Source organism: Halorubrum sp., assembly GCF_046498025.1.
In the GTDB taxonomy this organism is placed as follows: domain Archaea; phylum Halobacteriota; class Halobacteria; order Halobacteriales; family Haloferacaceae; genus Halorubrum.
On record NZ_JAWOBM010000044.1, the window covers coordinates 1 to 18,347 of the forward strand.

Below are 18,347 nucleotides of genomic sequence, written 5' to 3' on the forward strand. Positions count from 1 at the left end.
GAAGACACTCCTTCTGTGTCGGAATCGGGGTGCAGTCAAAACGTATCTCTGAATCCCATGCCGGGATAAGAGTAACGGCTGATTGGCACAGCCAGTAGCCGCCCACTGCGGTAGCTACGAATCTTAAACATCCCAACCCAGCGGTGCGGTGCCGTGGGAATCCTCGCGCTTCAGCGCGGGGAGGATGTCAAGACCGACGGTGCGGGGACCGAGGGTCTGGACCTGCGCTCGCGGGTCAGGCCGGGAGCGTGTCGATCCCGTTGATCTCGACGTAGCCGTAGCCGCACTCGGGACACCGCCACTTCGTCTTCTCGCCGAGGTGGAGGGTCATCGCCGCGGTCCGGTAGAACGACTGGGTCTCTCCGCACGAGGGACAGTCCACGTCCTTTTCGAGCGCCATGTGCCCGGATCGGTCCGGCGCGGTTTTGAAGCTACTGATCGGGCGGTTATACTCGGTTGATCAATGTTAAATCGCTCCTGATGGATCGGTGGAGAACACCTCCAATCCCCACCCACCTGCAACCACACTACTGCCTCACGCCTCCCCAGCCTCGCCGCTCGCGCTTAAAAGCGCTCGCGGCGTCGGGCGAGGGACCTTCGGTCCCTCTGGCAGCCGGCGCGTCGCGCCGGCGACAGCGAGGAGCGACGCGCCTCTGGCAGTCGGGCTTCGCCCGACGACCTCGCGCGTGCGGCTCGCGGCCCAAGGCCGCTCTGAGGCGCGCGCCACCGCAATTCTGTTTATGATTAGTGATGCGCCGTTCGCGTCCCTACTTCTCGTCGACGTGGCGAACCTCGCTGGCGACGCCGCGGGTCGAGTCGACCATTTCCGGGCCGGACATCTCGGCGCGGCCGACCGCGAACGCCTTCGGCCCCTCGATGACGACCTCGTCGCCGACGCGGATGTCGTCGTCCGCGTCGACGACGCCGGGCGCCAAGACGGAGCCGTGCGGGACGAACGGGTCGATCTCGACCCGCTTCGCGGGAGCGGCGCTCGCGACCCAGCGGCGCGCGCCGGCGAGGGTGAACGAGAGGGTGCCGTACTGCGGCACCATCGTCGCGAGCTGCTCGCCCGGCTCGCCCTCGCGGCCGGCGTCGGGGTCGTCGCCCCACACCTGCAGTTTAGGGTACCGACCCGTGGTCCGAATGTCGGCCTCGCCGGGCCCGCCGAACAGGTCGTCGCCCGCGCCGTCGCCGAGCAGGTAGTCGGCGATCGCCCGGACCGTGTTGTGCTCGCGCTCGCGCTTGCTGTAGGCGGGCTCCCCCCGGAGGGCGGCGTTCAGCTCCCCGAGCGACTCGTCTGCCGTCGGGTGGCCGACGCAGGTGTACTCGAAGGGGACGTCGATCTCGGGGTCGCGCTCGACCCGCTCGCAGATCTCGCGGTAGCCGTGGTCGGGGACGTGCGCGATCACGCGCGAGTAGTCGTTGCGCCGGAGGTACCGCCGGAGTACCTCGGCGACGAACCCGATCTCGTCCTCGCTCCAGTCGCCGGTAACGACCGCGTCGTAGTGCTGGGCCGGGTAGGTGGTCTCCAGTTCCTGAGGCACCACGCCGATCGGCGAGGTCATCGAGACGGTGTGGCCGCGCCACTGGATCGCGTCGTGGAACTGCCCGTGGCTCTGGGAGTCGCTGTACGGCTTGGTTGCCGAACAGGGCACCAACACGAGCGGCTGGTCGGTGAACCGGTTCCGGTACCGGCTCGTGACGCGGTCGGCGAACCGCCGGATCTCGACGCGGTCCAGCGTCTCCGCGGTCGCCGCGGTCACCTCCGCGTCCCGCATGAGTGGCGTCCGCTCCTCCATGTACCCCCACTGGTCGTCGAACTCGCGGAACGCGGCCGTGAGCCACTGCTCGTGGCGGGCCTGCCCCTCGACGTAGTCCCGCAGGCGGCCCGCCCGGACCCGCTCGCGGACGCGCCGGAGCTCGGCGCGGAGCGCGTTGACGTTGTGCTCCGCGCAGTCGGCGCGGGTGAACTCCTCGCGGGGCGTCGCGCACGCGGGGCAGGCACAGGGCAGCTCGTCGAGGTCCTCCAAGAAGTGCTCCGCGTCCGCGGTGCAGTACATCCCCTGCGTCCCCTTCGCCCGAGCGAGCGACGCGTCCACGAGGTCGACCCCGGCGTACGCGAGGAGCGCGACGTTCAGCGGCGTGGCGACGCCCGAGAGGAACAGCGCCGTGTCGGCGGGTAGCGCCTCCTTCGCGGCGACGACCGCGTCGCGGAACGCCTCGCCGTGGCCCACGAACCCGGACGCGTCCGAGAGCAGGTACGCGTCGGCGCCCACGTCGCGCGCCCCGGCGCTGTCGACGACGGCGGCCGAGGGGTAGTCGACGTCCGGGTGGTCGACCGCGAACGACTCGCGGACCTCCTCGCGGGTCCCCGCGGGGAACGAGCGGTGCGGGAGGACCGTGAGCGCGCCGTCGTCGCCGTCGGGCACCTCCCGGGCGCCGGCCCAGAGGCTGCCAGCGTCCTCGAGGAACGGGTCCGCGAGCGCCGGCGTCGTCACCGGGTCGGCGAGCCGTAGCTCACCGAGTCGGGCGGCGCCGTCGCGCTCGTGGACCTCGAAGTACTCAGTCATACTCCCCCTCGCGCGGGGACGGTCAATTCTCTTGTGTTCCGCGCCGCAACCGTTAGGACGGAACCGACCGAAGGGACCGCATGGAGTTGTCCGGCCCGTGGGACCGCGAGCGCGTCGACGAGTTCCTGACCGACGCGCGCGTCCCGGTCCGCCTCGGCTGTCGCACCCCCGCGGACCACCCGTGGATCGTCTCGCTGTGGTTCTCGTGGGACGGCGCCGTCCACTGCGCGACGAGCGCCGACGCCGACCTCGTGGCGTTCCTCGCGCACGACGACCACGTCTCCTTCGAGGTATCGACGAACGACCCTCCTTATAAAGGGGTCCGGGGACGAGGGCGCGCGACGGTGTCGCCGGATCAGGAAAAGGAGCTGCTCCGCGCCCTGCTCGAGCGGTATCTGGGCGGCGTCGATAACCCGACCGGGAAGCGGCTCCTCCGCCCGGAGCGCGAGGAGGTTCGGATCCGGATCGAGCCGGAGCGACTCCACACGTGGGACTACTCGAAGCGGATGGGGTCGGGAGAGGAATAGCGTCGCGCGGTCGTTTTTTCCGGTCCCTTTCGAACGTCTCAGAACGCGACAGAACGTGGCTGCTGAATACAGAGAGTGGATTCAGCACGCCACGATAGTCAGATGTCACCCTGTGCTGCGTTCGGGAACGACGTTGATTGGTCTGGTTGGCCGCTTACCGGATGACCGTTACGGGTACCTGCGCACGGCGAGTGACCGACTCGGCGACGCTTCCCAACAGGACACGAGTTGCTCCGCTCCGGCCGTGGCTTCCAATGACGACGTGGTCGATGTCGTGTTCGTCGACGTAGTCCACTATCGACCGAGCAACCTTCCCGACGACGTAATCCGTCTCGATGCTCACACCGCGTTCGGCGGCCCGTTCGCTCATCTCCTCAAGGAGTTCCTCGGCCTTGCCCTCGTAACTCTCAATCATGTCCGCGTACGTGGCGGCCCCCTCGATGCTCGCCGCACTGCTGAACTCTGAGGGATCAACGACGTGCAACGCCGTGATGCTGGCATCGGGATAGTTCTTGACGGCGTGATCGAGGGCGTCGATCGCCGGCTCTGAATCGTCTACCGGAATCAAGAAGTGTTCCTCCATATATAATGATTGATCATAATCTAATATATAGTTTGGTTGAAATTCTCAGTGTGTGGAAACTGGTGGCCCAGATGCGACACAGGCGTGCTGTATTCAGCACGACCGCTGAAAACTGTCTCCGCTTGAGGGACTCAACGAGCCCCCTTACCCCGACCGCCCGAGCGTCCGCAGGTCCTCCGTCTCGACGCGGTCCGGGACGGCGGCGAGCGCGGCCTCGGGCCAGCCGTCGTGGCCGAGCGTGATCGCCGTCTCGGGGTTCGCGGCCGCGAGGGTGGCGACGCCCTCGGCCGCGGCGACCCGCGCCGCGTCGTCGACTCGCTCGGGGACCTCCGCGGTGAGCGGGTACGTCTCCGAGAGCGCCCGCGGGAAGGGACCGAAGGGAGGTTTCACGCGCCACACCGCGTCGTAGTCGTGGGTCGACGGCGCGTTCGACTCCGTGAGCAGCAGGCGGTCCGGCACCGCCAACCTGGCGAGCCGGTCGCGGTGGCGTCGGACCTCCGGGCGCCGGGCCGACTCGTGGGAGGTGTAAAAGAACGCGTCCTTCGAGACCGGGTCCGTGCGCTCCAGTTCGTCGGCGTGGTCCAGCAGCGCGCGGTAGCCGTCGAGCATCGCGGGGTGGCCGCGGGCGCGACGGTCGACCAGTTCGAGGAGGTTCCCGGCCCGGATCGCGGCCTTCACGCGCTGGAGCTCCTCGAAGGTGACGTGGAGGTTGTGCTCGGCCAGCAGCCGCTCGGCGGACGCGTCGGCGTCGGGGTCCGCCTCGAGCCCGCGGAGCCCCGCGGGCGTGTGCTCGGCGCACACCGGGCACGAGCAGGGGAAGTACTCCATCTCCTCCAGGTGTTCGGTCCCGGACACCGTGAGGTAGCGCCCGTCGCGCGCCATCAGCGCGTAGGCGGCGGAATCGAACAGGTCGCAGCCGGCGGCGACCGCCAGCGCGAGCATCATCGGGTGGCCCGCGCCGAACAGGTGCACGGGGGCGTCCGGGTCGAGCCCGCGCTTCGCGGCGCGCACCGCCTCGACGACCTCGGCGTAGCGGTAGGAGTTGAGGAGCGGCACCATCGCGCCGACCGGGAACACGTCGAGGTCGGTGGCCGTCGCGTGCCGCCCCGCCGCCTCCCGGAGGTCCGGGAACGTCGAGCCCTGGACGGGGGCGTTGACGAGCATCTCACCCGTCTCCGCGGCCGCCGCGTCGGCGAGGGCGCGCTCCGTGGTCTCCAGCTCGCGCTCGGCGCGCTCGCGGTCGACGTCCGGCGGGGTCGGGACGTCGACGGGGGTCGCCACGTCGCTCCCGATCCGCCGCTGGAACTCGATGATCTCCTCGGTGGTCACGTCGATGTCGCCGTACTCGGCGAGCTGGAAGGAGCCGGAGTCCGTCATGATCGCGCCGTCGAACCCGAGGAAGTCGTGGAGCCCCTCGTCCAGCACGCGGTCGCGGATCCGGTCCGTGCTCCGGATGATGTAGGAGTTGGTGATCAGCATCTCCGCGCCGAACTCCTCGCGGAGCCGCGACGGCTCGACCGTGAGCACGTTGGGGTTGACGACGGGCAGCAGCGCCGGCGTCTCGACCGTGACCCCGGCGCGGGGGACCTCCAGCCGGCCGATCCGTCCGGCGGCGTCGTGGTCCCGAATTTCGAAGTGATCGCGCATACCCGGAGTGTGCGGACGCGAGCGGTAAGGGTTGCGTTCGGCGGCGACGCTCGGGAGGCCCGAGCGGTCGAGACGACCGGCCTACAGCCCCGTCGGGTGACTCACGTACTCGGTCTCCAGCCCCCACTCCGCCGACAGCGACGCCAGCGACCGCACCCCGAACGTCTCGGTCGCGTAGTGGCCGGCGAGGAACACCGTGATCCCGGCCTCCCGCGCGTCGTGGTAGACCTGCTGTTTCCCCTCGCCGGTGATCAGCGCGTCGGCGCCGGCCTCGACCGCCTCGTCGAGCCAGTCGACGCCCGAGCCGGTGACGACCGCGACGCGCTCGATCTCGTCGGGCCCGAAGTCGAGGACTCGCGTCGGACCCGCTTCCCCCGTTGGCTGCCCCTCGAACCCGTCAAGCGTCTCGCGGATCGACGCGGCCGAGAGGGGCTCGGTCGGCTCGCCGACGGTCCCGATCGTCACCGGCCCGATCTCGCCGAACGGCTCTCGGTCCTCGAGCCCGACCGCGCCCGCGACGCCAACCGCGTTGCCGAGATCGGGGTGGCCGTCCAACGGCAGGTGCGAGACGTACAGCGCGAGGTCGCGCTCGATCAGGGCCTCGATCCGGTCGTACGTCGACCCCGTGACGCGCTCGATCCCGCCCCAGGAGATCCCGTGGTGGACGACGAGGACGTCGGCGTTCGCCTCGCCGGCGGCCTCGATCGTCGCCTGCGCGGCGTCGACCGCGAACGCGAAGCGCTCGACCTCGGCGTCGGCCGGACCGACCTGTACCCCGTTCGCGCTGGCGTCGACGTCGGCGTACGCCGCCGTGTCGAGTTCCTCGTCGAGCCGCCGCGCGTACTCGGAGAGCTGCATACCGATCCGTGGAACGGCCGGGGGAATAAAGAGCGACGGTCCGTCCGGATCGGCTCCGTCGCAGTCGGACCGAGAGCGTCTCTCAAACGGTTTATAAACGTTTCTTGCGGTGGCGTCGTCGGCGCTACGCGCCGGCTGCAGGCGAGAGCTTCGCTCTCGCTCTGCGCGCCTCCGAGCGCCCGAAGGGCGCGAGTAGTGAGAGACCGAAGGTCTCACTGACCGCCGTCGGCTTTGCCGCCGGCGAGAGCGCGTGCGAGGTTGCCGTCGGCGGAGCCGCCGGCGACTGGGGCTTTAGCCGTGTTCACTGCCGATCCGAGATCAGCCATTTATAAATGAACAACAGCGCTTCGGAGCAGGCTTCCCACCCCTAACCCGACCGAAGTCACACTGAAACCGACCTAATCGTCCAGTTCCTCGGCGACCGACTCCGGCGGACCGTCGAGGTCGGGAACGCCCCCGGCGCTCGCCGACTCGCCGCCCGGGACCTCGGGCGGCGCGTCGAACTCGGGGTCGAACAGCCGGAGCGCCGTCCGGATCGTCTCCCAGTCGTCCTCGCCGGCGGCGTCGCGCAGCGAGCTGGTGGGGGCCGCGAGCAGCTGTCCGACCAGGGCGTCCGCCATGTCCTCGACGGTCTCGCGCTGCTCGTCGGTCAGCTCGCCCTGCGACTCCAGCTTCGACAGCGCGCGGTCGACCTCGCGGGCTTTCACGCGGTCGGCGCCCGCGTACATCGCGGAGATCGCGTCGTCGGCGCGCTTGCGCTTGTACGCCTGCAGGATGCGGTCGAGCTCCTCCTCGATGATCGCCTCGACCTCGCGCGCCTCCGCCTCGCGGCTCTCGCGGGTCTGCTCGGTGACGTCCTCCAGCGCGTCGATGTCGTACAGCGCGAGCCCGTCGCGCTCGGCGACCGCCGGGTCCACGTCGCGGGGCTGGGCGATGTCGATGCAGACCAGCCGATCCGCGTCCGCGACGTGCTCCGGGCCGACCACCGGCTCCGGGCTCCCGGTCGCCGAGATCACGAGGTCGGCGTCGGGAACGACCGCCGGGAGGTCCGCCAGCGAGACGGCCTTCGACGGCGTGTCTACCTCGCCGGCGACGAACTCCGCGTTCGGCACCGTCCGGTTGGCGACGACGATCTGAGAGACGGCGGTGTCGTCGAGGGTCCGGGCCGCGAGCGTCCCCATCTCGCCGGCGCCGACCACGACCGCCGACCCGTCGGTGAGGTCGATCTCGGTCGCGGCCAGCCGGACCGCGGCCGAGCCGAGGGAGACGACGCCCTCGTTGATCGACGTCTCGTTGCGCGCGCGTTCCCCGACGTGGAGCGCCTTCGTCACGGCGTCCTTCAGGACGGGCCCGATGCCGCCCGCGGACTTCGACTCCTCGTACGCCTCCCGCAGCTGGCCGATGATCTGGTCCTCGCCGAGCACGAGCGACTCCAGTCCGGAGGCGACGCGCATCAGGTGTTCCAGGCTCTCCTCGTGGTCGAATCGGCGGACCGCCCCGCCGCGGACGTCCGGTGCGAACGACGCCAGCGCGTCGGCCCCGTCGACGGTCCGGCCGGTGACGACGAACGCCTCCGAGCGGTTACACGTCTGGAGGGCGAACGCCTCCTCGACGCCGTCGCGCGCGAGCAGGTCCGAGACGGTGGCACGGACGCCGTCGCCGCCGGCCGACTCGATCTCGTCGACCGTCGCGCGGGAGTGAGCGACGCTCACGCCGGCGACAGCTCCCGTTTCCTTCATTGGTTGAGTACCTCCTCGATCACGGAATACGCCTCTTGGCGTCCGTTGGATCTCCCCTTTTGTAAACCCTTCCAAACCCCTTCGGATCGCACGACGCGACGGATCGCCTCCCGGCGCGTCTCGGGGTCGATTCCCCGCTCTCTGAGCTCCGCGCGGAGCTCTCCGGAGAGCTCCGCCATCGCGCCGGCGCCGTCGATCTCGGCCTCGACGCGCTCGCGGAGCGCCTTCGCGAGCGCCGGACTCGCGCCTCCCGTCGAGAGCGCGACCCGGACCGGGTCGTCCTCGACGGTGGCCGGCACGACGACGCTCCGAGCCTCGCGGCCGTCGGAAGAGCGGTCCGCGGCCGACACGTCCGTCCGGTTGACGAGCAGGCCGGCGTCGAGCGCTGCGGCCTCGACAGCCTCGTTGACGGCGGCGTCGTCGGTGGCGGCGACCACGAGGGCCGGTTCGACCCGGTCGACCCACCCGCCGACTGCGTCGGCGTCCGGCGCGGCGCGGACGAGTTCGACTTCTCTGTCGCTTCCCGTCGCCAGGTCGACGAGCCGATCGTCGAACGCCGGGCTCAGGACGACGACGCGGGCCTCGCCGGCGAACCGTGACGCCTTCCGCGCGCCCACGGCCCCGCCGCCGAACACGAGCACCGACTCTCCGTCGAAGTCGTGGTAGAGCGGGATCACGTCGAACGCCTCCGGACGGGCACGAGGGGGCTCACGCCGTGTTGCTGTCCGCGCGGTCGGCGATCCGGATCCCCGTCTTCTTCAGGATGCGCGTCGAGAACAGCGTGTCCCAGTCGTTCGGGCCGACGTCCCAGTGCTCGTCCATCAGCTCTTTCACCTCCGCGATGCGGCGCTCGCTCTCGGCCTCCGTCCGCCCGTGCGTCATCGCGAAGAAGTTGTACTCCCAGACGCCCGCGTGCCGGGGGCGCTCGTAGCAGTGCGTGACGAAGTCGAGCGCGGCGACGGCCGGCCCGACCTCGCCGAGGGCGTCCTCGGGCACGTCCCAGACGGTCATCCCGTTCTCCGTGTATCCGAGCGCGTAGTGGTTCGGGATGACACCGACGCGGCGCACCTTCCCCTCCGCGTCGAACCGCTTGATCGTCTCGATCACCCAGTCGACGTCGGCGTCGAGCGCGGCCGCCACGTCGGCGTAGGGCGTCTCCGTGATCGGGAGCCCGCCCTGGATCTCGACGACGAGGTCGCGCTCGGCGGGCGTGAGCGTCTCCCGGTCGCTCGGGGCGACCTCCGGACCGAGATCGGACAGGTCCACGTCGCCGTCGGGCACCGGGCCGTCGACGAGGAACTTCGCGCCGACGTGGAACTCGCGGAGCTTCGGCAGGTTGTACGTCTCCTGTCCCGTCGCCGCCTCGATCTCCGCGAGCACCTCCTCGACGCGGTCGTTCCCGTCCTTGTCCGGGTCAGGGTGATCGGCCACGCTCACCACGAACCACATGTTGAGGTGCGGGTGCTCGCGCTCGTAGTTGTGCGCCACCGCGGTGAACTCGTTGACCGTCTCGGCGACCTCGTCGTAGCGGTCCTCGGGGGCGTGCATCGCGACGAGCGACGCCGCCCCGCCGATCTCTTCGGCGTTGACGAGCGCGCCGAACCGGGATAAGATCCCCTCGGCGTCGAGCTCGCGGACGCGCTCGCACAGCTCGGCCCCGGTCACGTCGACGCCGTGGTCCCGCAGCGCCGCCGCGGCCGGCTCGAACGGCCGCTCCGTCACCGGGAACCCCCCCTGGAAGGCGTTGATGATCCCGCGGTCGAGCGCCGTCAGATCCGCGTCGACCTCTCTCATGTCTCCCGATCGGGGCCGAGCGAGAATAAGCGATCCGACCCGCGGACGGTGTCCGTGCGACGGCGATGTCGGGTCCGAGAGCCCTCCGCTCCGGCCTCAGCCGTCGAGGTCGCGCGCGATGTCCGCCAGCGACGACCGGGGCCCGCGCGTCGCGTCGTACACGGCCCGCTCGCCGGGGATCCGGAGTCCGTACAGCTCCCCCGGCACGATCACGTCGAGAACCACGCTGTCGCCCGGCTCCCGACCGTTCGCGTCGAGCCACGCGACCAGGCGGTTCTCGCCTCCGCCCGCCTCCCGCGCGAGCCGACGGTTGTCGAACGCGCCGCGGAGGAGCCGTCCGGAGCCGTCGGCCGTCACCGGCGCGTAGCGCTCCTCGCGGTCGATCACGACGCGGATCACGTCGCCGGGGGTCATCGCCAGCGACTCGCAGGTCCCGGACTCGACGCGGCCGTCGAGCGCGTCGTCTTCGGGGATCCGCACGCAGGGGCGACGGGTGCCGCCGCTCCGGGCCAGCGAGACGCGGACCGAGGCGACGCCCTCGTCGTCGGAGGGTACGCGGGGCATCGAAAAGGGGCGCTTACTCGTCGTCTTCGGCGTCGTCCTCGCCCAGCGCGGCGGCGACGTCGTCGCCCTCGACGACCGAGACGTTGATCTGTGCGACGTCGTCGTCGATCTCGCGACCGCGGACGGTGATCCGCTTTCGCTCGCCCTCGCGGGACGGCTTGAAGCCGACGCCGCCGTCGAGCAGGAGCTCCTTCAGGCGGGTGCCCGAGACGTCCTCGCGCATCGGGCGGCCCGTCTCGTCCGAGCCGCCGGTGATCGCGATCGTGTGCTCGGAGAGCCCGACGGCGTCGCCGCCGATCTCGTCGCCGATCTCTCGACCGAGGAATCGGTTGGCGTCCTGTCCGTCGACCTCGCGCTGGAACGTCTCGCCGCTCTCGGGGTCGGCGATGACGACTTTGAATTCGGCCATGGGCGAACCGAGACCCCCGCGAATAAAAAGCACGTCGAAACCGAGGTCCGCCCCCGATCGGCTCGCGCGCGCCGTTCGGCGGTCGAATCGACCGTCGACACCGGTCAGCGTTCGGCGCCGACCCGCTCCACCCGCCGCGACCCGTCGCCCCACGGGCCGTCGACGAACGCGTCCTCCAGCGCCCGAGCGACCGAGTCCGGCTCGGCGGGTCCCCCGGCGGCCGCGACGCTGCCGACCGTCTCGGGATCGAACGAGACGTCCAGCGCGTCGTAGACGGCGTCGCTGACGGCGGCGACCGCTCGCGCGTCCGCGGGCGAGACGACGACGCATCCGGCGACCAGCGCCGCGTCGGCCCGGACGCGCTGTGCGATCCCCGACACCTTCCCGCCGCCGGCGACGCGCACAGAGTGGTCGCCCGCACAGAACGCCGCCGGCGGCTCGCCGGCGACGACGTCGGCGCCGAGTCCCCGTAGCGCGTCGACGACTGTCTCAACGGTCCGGTCGTACCGCTCGGTGATCGCTCCGTCCCCCGTCGCACCGCCGCCGTCCAGCGGAATCGCGTGCGCGAACGCGAGCGTCTCGCCGGCGTACGCGACGGCTCGTCCGCCGACGTCGCGCTCGATCGGCCGGAACCCCCGGTCCGCGGCGATCCGCGCGGCGCGGTCGAATCCGTCGGCACGGGCGTCGCGGCGCCCGAAGGCGACTTGCCGGGCGGGCGTCCACACGCGGAGCCCGGGCGTCCCCTCGCTCGCGGTCGCGAGCAGCGTCCCGGTCCGCTCCCGGTCGGCCACGGGATCGTCCAGCGTTCCCCTGAGTACCCGCATACCCGCTCACAGGCCGGCGAGCGACAAGGCGGTTTCGCCCGAACCCACGCGCCGTCTACCAGATCTCACCGGCGTCGACGCGCCCCCGAACGTATGACACAAACGTTTTGGCGAGCCTCGGACTGGGTATCGTATCGATGAGCGACCTCGGCGCGCTGCCGGTGCGAGCGTACCTCGCAGCCTGCCTGCTCGCCGGGGTCATCGGACTGTGGCTCGGTCGCGTCGCGTGGCGGGAGCGCGACCAGCCGGGCGGCACCGAGGTCGCGCTCTATCTGCTGTGTAGCGGCGGAATTTCGCTGCTGTACGCCGTCAGGGTCGCGACCGCGAGCGAGCTGGCTATGGTGGTCACGCTCAACCTCGCGACGCCGCTGATCGCCGCGATTCCCGGACTCTGGACGGCGTTTACGCTCGCGTTCGCCGGCCACGACCAGTGGCGGACGGAGCACCGGATCGTCGCGCTGGCGACGCCCCCGTTCGTCTGGGTCCTGCTCGCGTGGTCGAGCGCCACGCACGGGCTCTCCCGGCAGTCGCTCGCCGCGGTCGTCGACAGGCCGTTCACGCTGCTCGCGCTCGAGCTGGGACCCGCCGACTTCGGCTTCCTGCTGTACGCCTACGGGCTCTGCGCCGTCGGCGTTCTCGTCGTCGTGGACCTGTACCAGCGGACCGGCAACCGGTACCGCCTCCAGACGTTCGTGATCCTGCTCGGGACGCTGTTTCCGATTCTCGGCGGGATCGCCACCGTGGTCGACCTTGGCAGCTACGCGAACCTCGCGTGGTTCCCGTCGGGGCTCGTCGTCCACGGCGTCTTCCTGTACGGGACGGTGTTCTGGCTGGGCACGCTCGACGCGGCGGTCGTCGCCCGCGACACCGCCGTCGAGGTGATGCAAGACCCGGTGATCGTGGCCGGCTCCGACGGCCGAATCCGCGACCTCAATCCCGCGGCCGAGGAACTGCTCCCGTCGGACGCGGTCGGATCGTCGCTCTCGACGGTGTTCCCGCGGCTGGAAACGGGGGACAAACACCCCCTCACCATCGGCGGGCGGCAGTTCGACATCCAGGAGGACCCGATAACAGACCCCCGCGGGACGGACCGCGGACACGTGTTCCTGCTCCGCGACGTGACCGAGCGCGAACGGCGACAGACGGAGCTCGAACGCCGCGAGGCGGAGCTCGAGCGACAGAACGAGCGCCTCGAGGACTTCGCCGGCGTGGTCTCTCACGACCTCCGGAACCCGCTCGCCGCGGCGTCCGCGGCGGTCGAACTCGCGCGTCACGACGGGGGCGAGAACGACCGCGCGCTCGACCGGGCGGCGAACGCTCACGAGCGGATGGACGACCTCATCGAGGGGCTCCTCTCGCTGGCGACGGCGGGCCGCTCCGTCGACTCCGCGGACCGGGTGTCCCTCGACGCGACCGTCCGGCGAGTCTGGTCGCGGCTCGAGACCGCGGACGCGACGCTCTCCGTCGACGGGCCGGACGCGACGGTGCTCGCCGACGGCGACCGGCTCGAACAGCTGCTCTCGAACCTGTTCCGTAACGCGCTCGACCACGCGGGCGACGACGTCGCGGTGCGAGTCGGGATCGATCGACGGCCGGACGGCGTCGCGCTCGCCGTCGCCGACGACGGCCCTGGTATCCCGCCGGAACAGCGGTCGGAGGTGACCGAACGCGGCGTCTCGCTCGGCGGCGGGACGGGACTCGGGCTCGCGATCGTCGTCGACATCGCCGAGGCCCACGACTGGACCCTCTCGGTGGAGGAGTCCGATTCCGGCGGCGCTCGGTTCGTCATCGCGGGACTCGAGCCGGCGGGGGACTGAGGTCACGCCGCGGCGGCGACCGGCCCCGTTACGCGTGTGGCCGGCGACGTTCCGATCCGGACCGTCGCTGTCGACGACGATTTCACGGTCGAGCCCCGCCCTGTAACCGACGATGTCCGTTACGCTGCCGCCGGACGCCCTCGACGGGTTCCGGCGGTTCTCACGGTTCAACTCGCCGTACCCAGCCCACGACGACGGCTGTGCCGTCGACCTGTACCCGGAAGCCGGAAGAGGAATCTCACCCGTCGCCGGGGTCGTCCGCGAGACGCGGACCGTCGGCTGTCCGGACCGATCGTACGCAGCGAGCGAGGATCACCTGATTATCGTCGACCTCGACGACGAGTGGTGTCGGCGGGCGGACGCCGAGGTCGGGACGGTCGCTCGCATCCTCCACGTGATCCCCGAGGTGTCGCCGGGCGACCGCGTCGCGGTCGGTGACGACCTCGGGCCGACGACGCGGTCCGGCTTCTTCGGGCAGTGGGTCGACGACCACGTCCACCTCGGGTTCCGGGCGCCCGGCGCGAGCGCTCTCAGGGCGAGCGGGTCGCTCCCGGTCGACGTCGACGTCGCGGTCGAGCCGATCTCCTGGGACGGGAGCGGCGTCGTGGTCGAACGCGGACCGACCCACGCGCTCCTCGACGCCCCGAGGCACCTCGATCCGGGCGGGACGTTCGCGGCGCTCGCGAGCGACGAGGGGATCCCGCTCGACGGCGGACTGGCCCACTACGCCGGCGGCGGCGCCTTCGGCGGCGACGGGGACGACGGCCGCGACGGGGCACAGACGGCGACGCTGTGGGGGACTCGCGTCGGCGTCGCGAACGGTCGCGGGCTCGCGTGGGACCCGGTCGACGTGCTCGCGAACGGCGAGCGGGTCGTGGGGCTGTCGCTGTTCGCGGCGCGCGACGCGGGGTACGGCGCGAAGGTGGTCTGCCCGGACCGCGAGTTCGCGATCGGCGAATCGGTGTCGCTCGACGTGGTGCCGAGCGACGACCCGACCCGTCTCGGAGTGGGATGAGGGACTCCGCGGCGGCGCTAGACCTCGGTGTGGCGAACAGCCGGCGCCGGCGTCTGCCGCGGCGGTGCGCCGGACTCCCGTCTCGGCCGCCGCGGGCGACGCGTCAGGTCACGGGAGGGCTGGCTCGGTATCGGTGATAACCGGTCGGACCGGTCGCGGCGTCGCCGGACGCCGGCCCGCCGTCGGCGTCGCCAACATCGCACCGGTTGTTTCCCGTTTCGGGGGCTACAAGCGGGCGGCTCGCGAGGGGATGGTATGAACCGGACGGACGTCGCGGATCTGGACCCGCTCTCCGCGGAGGCGGTCGCGCTCGTCGAGCGACGCATCGAGGAGGAGCACGGCTACCTCTCGTGGCTGAACACGTCGGTCGACGTCGTCGAGCGCGGGCGGGTCGTCCTCTCGATCCCGTTCGACGACAAGCTGACGAACAGCGACGGCGGCACCATCCACGGCGGCGTGGCCGCGACCCTGATCGACACCGCCGGCGGGGTCGTCCAACGCACCGCGTTCGAGGACCCGCTCGCCGGCGGGGTCGCGACGGTGAACCTCAACGCGAGCTACCTCCGTCCGGCGACCGGCGACCTCCGGGCGGAGGCGACGGTCGTCAGGTCCGGCGGCTCAATCGGCGTCAGCGACATGCGCGTCACCAGCAGCACCAACGGCGACACCGCGGAGGTCGTCGTCGGTCAGGGCTCGTTCCGGCTGTTCCGCGAGTAGCCGGCGAGGCCGTCGAGGAGATCGGCGGGGTCGTCGAGCGCGGCCGCGAGCTCTCTCACCGCGTCGCGGTCGGCTCGGTCCGGCGCCGCGCGCACGACGACCGACTGCTCGCCGAGCGACACGAAGCCGCAGTCGAGCCGGTCCGCCGTCTCGCGGAGCCCGAGCCCGACGTCCGCGTCGCCGGTGATGACCTTCCGCGCCGGGCTCTCGAACGCCCGCACGGTCAGCCCGTAGCCCGCGATCCGCTCGGTGACCTCGCCCCGCGGTACCGATCGCTCGTCGGCGAGCGCGGCGAGCGCGTCGTCGAGGCTCCGCCGGAGGCCGGAGTCGGTCGGCCGGTTGACGAACCGCAGGTCGCGCTCGACGAGCGCGTCGAGCCCCGTCACGTCGGCCGGGTTGCCGGCGGGGACGACGAGGCCCCACTCGCGCGTCCAGCCGCCGAGATCGACCGTCTCGACCTCCCGGTCGGTCGGTCCCGCGACGACCGCCACGTCCGGGACGCCGTCGCGCAGCCGGCGGAGGCCCTCGCGAGAGCCGACCGGCAGGTACCGCGGGTTCTTCAAGCGGTCGAGCAGCCGGTTGAGCGCCGGGTCGTCCTCGCCGACGCCGAGCAGGCTCGGGGGACGCACGTCCGGGGAGAACAGCTGCACCGCGACGCGCTCGTCCCGATCGAGGTACTCCGTGTCCGGGTCGACGGCGACGACCCCGTCGGCCTCCACGAGGCTCGTGGTCGCCCCCGACCCCTTGTCGACCGGGTAGACGAGGGGGAGATCGCCGTCGGCCAGATCCAGCAGTCCGACGGGCATCAGCCGCATGCGGCCCTCGCCGTAGCGTTCGCCGACCGCCATTCGCCCCTCGACTGTCGCCGTCGCCGGCTCGGGCTGGCCGGCCGCTTCGCGGATCGCGGGGGCGACGAACGTCCGGAAGATCGTGAGCGCCGACACGGGGTAGCCGGGGAGGCCGACGTAGGCGGACTCGCCGGTTCGGGCGCCGGCGGTGCCGGCGGACTCATCGCTTGCGCCCTCGCTCCCGCGCCGGTCGAGGCGCCCCACGAGCATCGGCTTGCCGGGCTTGACGGCGACGCCGTGGAGCAGCAGCTCGCCGCGCTCCTCGATCACGCGGTAGATGACGTCGACGGCGCTCGCCGAGGTCGACCCCGACGAGAGCACGAGGTCGCACTCGTCGGCCGCGCGCCGGAGCAGGCGCTCCATCTCCTCGTAGTCGTCGCCGGCGTGCGGGTAGAGGACCGGCTCGCCGCCCGCCTCCTCGACGCCGGCGGCGATCGTCGTCGAGTTCACGTCGTATATCTCCCCGCGCGAGGGGTCGAGCGCCTCCCCGGGGCGGACCAGCTCGTCGCCGGTCGAGACGATCCCGACCAGCGGTCTCCCCTCGACCGGCACTTCGTCGACGCCGAGCGCGGAGAGCAGTCCGATTTCGCGGGGCGTCAGCCGGGTCCCCGGCCCGAGCGCGCGGGCGCCCGCGGCGATGTCCGCCCCCGCGCTCATCACGTGGTCGCCCGGCGCGACCGCGGTCCGGACCGCGATCCGGTCGGGATCGTCTTCCCCTCGCTCTTCTTCCGCTCCCTCTCCGTCGTCCTCTTCCGCGTCAAGCTCGTCCGTCCGCTCCACCATCACCACTGCGTCGGCGCCCTCGGGCATCACGGCGCCCGTGGAGATCTCCGCGCAGGCCCCCGGCGCGACGGTCACCTCGGGCGTCGCACCGGCGTGGACCGCGCCGACGAGTTCGAGCTCCGCCGGGTCGGCCTCGTCGGCGCCGAAGGTGTCGCGGGCGCGGACCGCGTACCCGTCCATCGACGCCCGGTCGAAGCCCGGCACGTCGATCTCGGCGTCGATCCGCTCCGCGAGGACGCGGCCGCGGGCGTCCTCCAGCGGGACCGTCTCCGGCGCCGGCGAGAGGTCGAGCGAGTCGATGGCCGCGTGGGCGGCCTCGGGCGTCGCGAGGTCGCGGAACTCCTTGCGGTCGCTCATGGGTTCTCCTCCCAGATCTCGACGTCGACGACCTCGCCCGCGTCGATCCCCTCCCGCGGTTCCGGAACCACGACCCAGCCGTCCGCGAGCGCGACGCTCGATAAGATGCCGGAGCCGCTCGCGCGAGTCGGCGTCGCGGCGGGAAGCGCGGATCCGTCCTCGTCCGTATCCGCCACGGCCACCCGCGCGAACGTCCGCGTCCCGGGCTCGCTCGCGATCTTCCGGTCGAGGACCGCGCGCCGGGTCGGGAACGGGTCCGCGGTCGTCCCCCCCACGTGCTTCTGGACGGGTCTGAGGAACTGGACGGCGTTGACGATACAGGCCACCGGATAGCCTGGCAGCGAGACGATCGGGGTGTCGTCGGCGACGCCGAGACAGACCGGGTGGCCCGGCTTGAGGGCGACGCCGTGGACGAGCACCTCGCCGAGGCCGTCGACGACCTCGGGGATCAGGTCGCGCTCTCCCACGGAGGACCCGCCGGTGGTGACGACCACGTCGGCGTCGAGATCGGCCTCGACCGCGGCCGCGAGCGCGTCCTCGTCGTCGGTGACGACGTCGCGGTAGCGCGCCTCGCCGCCCCAGCGCTCGACCAGTCGCGAGACGGTCAGGCCGTTCGTCTCGATCACCTCGCCGGGGTCGGGATCGGACTGGACCAGCTCCTCGCCCGTCGGGATCACGGCGACGGTCGGCGGCTCGCAGACGGGGACCGCGTCGAGTCCGACCGACTTCAGGAGACCGAGGTCGGAGGGGCGGAGGACGTGACCCGCCTCGAAGAGGCGCTGACCGTCGGCGACGTCCTCGCCGGCCTCGCCGACGTTCTCGCCGGTCGCGACGGCGTCGAACGCCTCCACCTCGTCGCCGACCGCTTCCACCTGCTCGATCATGACGACCGCGTCGGCACCGGCGGGGACCGCGCTCCCCGTGTGGACCCGCGCGGCCTCTCCGTGGGAAATCGACTCGGCCTCGGTGTCGGCCGCGCGGAGCACCGCCGGCGAGCGGTCGGACGCGCCGAAAGTGTCCTCCGCGCGGACCGCGTACCCGTCCATCGCCGCCCGGTCGTAGCTCGGGACCGGGGCCGGCGCGTCGATCGGCTCGGCGACGACCCGTCCGTCGGCGTCGGCGAGCGGGGCCGACTCGGTCCGGCCGTGAGGGGCCGCCGCGTCGAGCAGCGTCGCTCGCGCCTCCGCGACGCGGGTCCGCCGCTTGAAGCCGGCCTCGCGTCTGTCGTGGCTCATACTGGGTCGTTTCGGGCCCGCGTGCAAAAACCCCGTTCCCCGGGGAGGTCCCGGTCGGGG

The 18,347-nt window shown here is 71.7% G+C and carries 17 protein-coding genes; 4 read left to right on the forward strand and 13 right to left on the reverse strand.

Going from position 1 to position 18,347, the window contains the following annotated elements:
• Positions 1–235: 235 nt before the first annotated feature.
• Together R6U01_RS09505 and arcS are read right to left on the reverse strand one after the other, a co-directional pair.
• Positions 236–400 (reverse strand): hypothetical protein, encoded by a 165-nt coding sequence (locus R6U01_RS09505; RefSeq protein WP_008006832.1) that lies wholly within the window; start codon positions 398–400, stop codon positions 236–238.
• Positions 401–767: 367 nt separating this feature from the next.
• Positions 768–2,570 (reverse strand): archaeosine synthase subunit alpha, encoded by a 1,803-nt coding sequence (arcS, locus tag R6U01_RS09510; protein ID WP_410286217.1) that lies wholly within the window; start codon positions 2,568–2,570, stop codon positions 768–770.
• 80 nt (positions 2,571–2,650) lie between these two features.
• Here arcS and R6U01_RS09515 point away from each other — a divergent pair, with 80 nt between their 5' ends.
• Positions 2,651–3,097, forward strand: a complete 447-nt coding sequence (locus tag R6U01_RS09515; protein ID WP_410286218.1) for a pyridoxamine 5'-phosphate oxidase family protein — start codon at positions 2,651–2,653, stop codon at positions 3,095–3,097.
• Positions 3,098–3,251: 154 nt separating this feature from the next.
• On the opposite strand, the gene R6U01_RS09520 is transcribed toward R6U01_RS09515, so the two are convergent.
• From R6U01_RS09520 to R6U01_RS09560, 9 genes are all read right to left on the reverse strand, one after another.
• Positions 3,252–3,680 (reverse strand): universal stress protein, encoded by a 429-nt coding sequence (locus R6U01_RS09520; protein WP_410286219.1) that lies wholly within the window; start codon positions 3,678–3,680, stop codon positions 3,252–3,254.
• Positions 3,681–3,824: 144 nt separating this feature from the next.
• On the reverse strand, positions 3,825–5,327 hold the full coding sequence (gene tgtA / locus R6U01_RS09525) for a tRNA guanosine(15) transglycosylase TgtA (RefSeq protein WP_410286220.1): 1,503 nt from the start codon (positions 5,325–5,327) through the stop codon (positions 3,825–3,827).
• A gap of 81 nt (positions 5,328–5,408) precedes the next feature.
• Positions 5,409–6,185, reverse strand: coding sequence for a Nif3-like dinuclear metal center hexameric protein (locus R6U01_RS09530; RefSeq protein WP_410286221.1), 777 nt, complete (start codon positions 6,183–6,185; stop codon positions 5,409–5,411).
• A gap of 398 nt (positions 6,186–6,583) precedes the next feature.
• Complete coding sequence (gene hemA, locus R6U01_RS09535; protein ID WP_410286222.1) at positions 6,584–7,924, reverse strand: glutamyl-tRNA reductase; 1,341 nt, start codon at positions 7,922–7,924, stop codon at positions 6,584–6,586.
• Positions 7,921–8,601 carry a bifunctional precorrin-2 dehydrogenase/sirohydrochlorin ferrochelatase gene (locus R6U01_RS09540; RefSeq protein WP_410286223.1) on the reverse strand — a complete coding sequence of 227 codons (681 nt, stop codon included), beginning with the start codon at positions 8,599–8,601 and terminating at the stop codon, positions 7,921–7,923. Before R6U01_RS09540 ends, hemA begins: the two co-directional genes overlap by 4 nt.
• A gap of 31 nt (positions 8,602–8,632) precedes the next feature.
• Positions 8,633–9,718, reverse strand: coding sequence for an Lrp/AsnC family transcriptional regulator (locus R6U01_RS09545; RefSeq protein ID WP_410286224.1), 1,086 nt, complete (start codon positions 9,716–9,718; stop codon positions 8,633–8,635).
• Between the two features lie 96 nt (positions 9,719–9,814).
• Complete coding sequence (locus R6U01_RS09550) at positions 9,815–10,282, reverse strand: hypothetical protein (protein WP_410286225.1); 468 nt, start codon at positions 10,280–10,282, stop codon at positions 9,815–9,817.
• Positions 10,283–10,295: 13 nt separating this feature from the next.
• The gene (locus R6U01_RS09555) at positions 10,296–10,691 is read right to left on the reverse strand and encodes a 30S ribosomal protein S6e (RefSeq protein WP_410286226.1); all 396 of its coding nucleotides are present in this window, start codon (positions 10,689–10,691) and stop codon (positions 10,296–10,298) included.
• Positions 10,692–10,795: 104 nt separating this feature from the next.
• Positions 10,796–11,515 carry a biotin/lipoate A/B protein ligase family protein gene (locus tag R6U01_RS09560; protein ID WP_410286227.1) on the reverse strand — a complete coding sequence of 240 codons (720 nt, stop codon included), beginning with the start codon at positions 11,513–11,515 and terminating at the stop codon, positions 10,796–10,798.
• A 137-nt stretch (positions 11,516–11,652) separates the two neighbouring features.
• On the opposite strand from R6U01_RS09560, the gene R6U01_RS09565 reads away from it, so the two are divergent.
• The 3 genes from R6U01_RS09565 to R6U01_RS09575 all read left to right on the forward strand — a co-directional run bounded on the left by R6U01_RS09565 (position 11,653) and on the right by R6U01_RS09575 (position 15,064).
• A complete protein-coding gene (locus R6U01_RS09565; RefSeq protein WP_410286228.1) occupies positions 11,653–13,332 on the forward strand; it encodes a histidine kinase N-terminal 7TM domain-containing protein in 1,680 nt (559 codons plus the stop codon).
• Positions 13,333–13,444: 112 nt separating this feature from the next.
• Positions 13,445–14,347: a hypothetical protein gene (locus R6U01_RS09570; protein WP_410286229.1), complete on the forward strand. Its 903-nt coding sequence runs from the start codon at positions 13,445–13,447 to the stop codon at positions 14,345–14,347.
• A gap of 255 nt (positions 14,348–14,602) precedes the next feature.
• Positions 14,603–15,064, forward strand: coding sequence for a PaaI family thioesterase (locus R6U01_RS09575; protein WP_410286230.1), 462 nt, complete (start codon positions 14,603–14,605; stop codon positions 15,062–15,064).
• On the opposite strand, the gene R6U01_RS09580 is transcribed toward R6U01_RS09575, so the two are convergent.
• Both R6U01_RS09580 and glp read right to left on the reverse strand, forming a co-directional pair.
• On the reverse strand, positions 15,034–17,052 hold the full coding sequence (locus R6U01_RS09580; protein ID WP_410286231.1) for a molybdopterin biosynthesis protein: 2,019 nt from the start codon (positions 17,050–17,052) through the stop codon (positions 15,034–15,036). The two genes, R6U01_RS09575 and R6U01_RS09580, sit on opposite strands and share 31 nt — an antisense overlap.
• Complete coding sequence (gene glp / locus R6U01_RS09585) at positions 17,049–18,287, reverse strand: gephyrin-like molybdotransferase Glp (RefSeq protein ID WP_410286232.1); 1,239 nt, start codon at positions 18,285–18,287, stop codon at positions 17,049–17,051. Before glp ends, R6U01_RS09580 begins: the two co-directional genes overlap by 4 nt.
• Positions 18,288–18,347 lie beyond the last annotated feature (60 nt).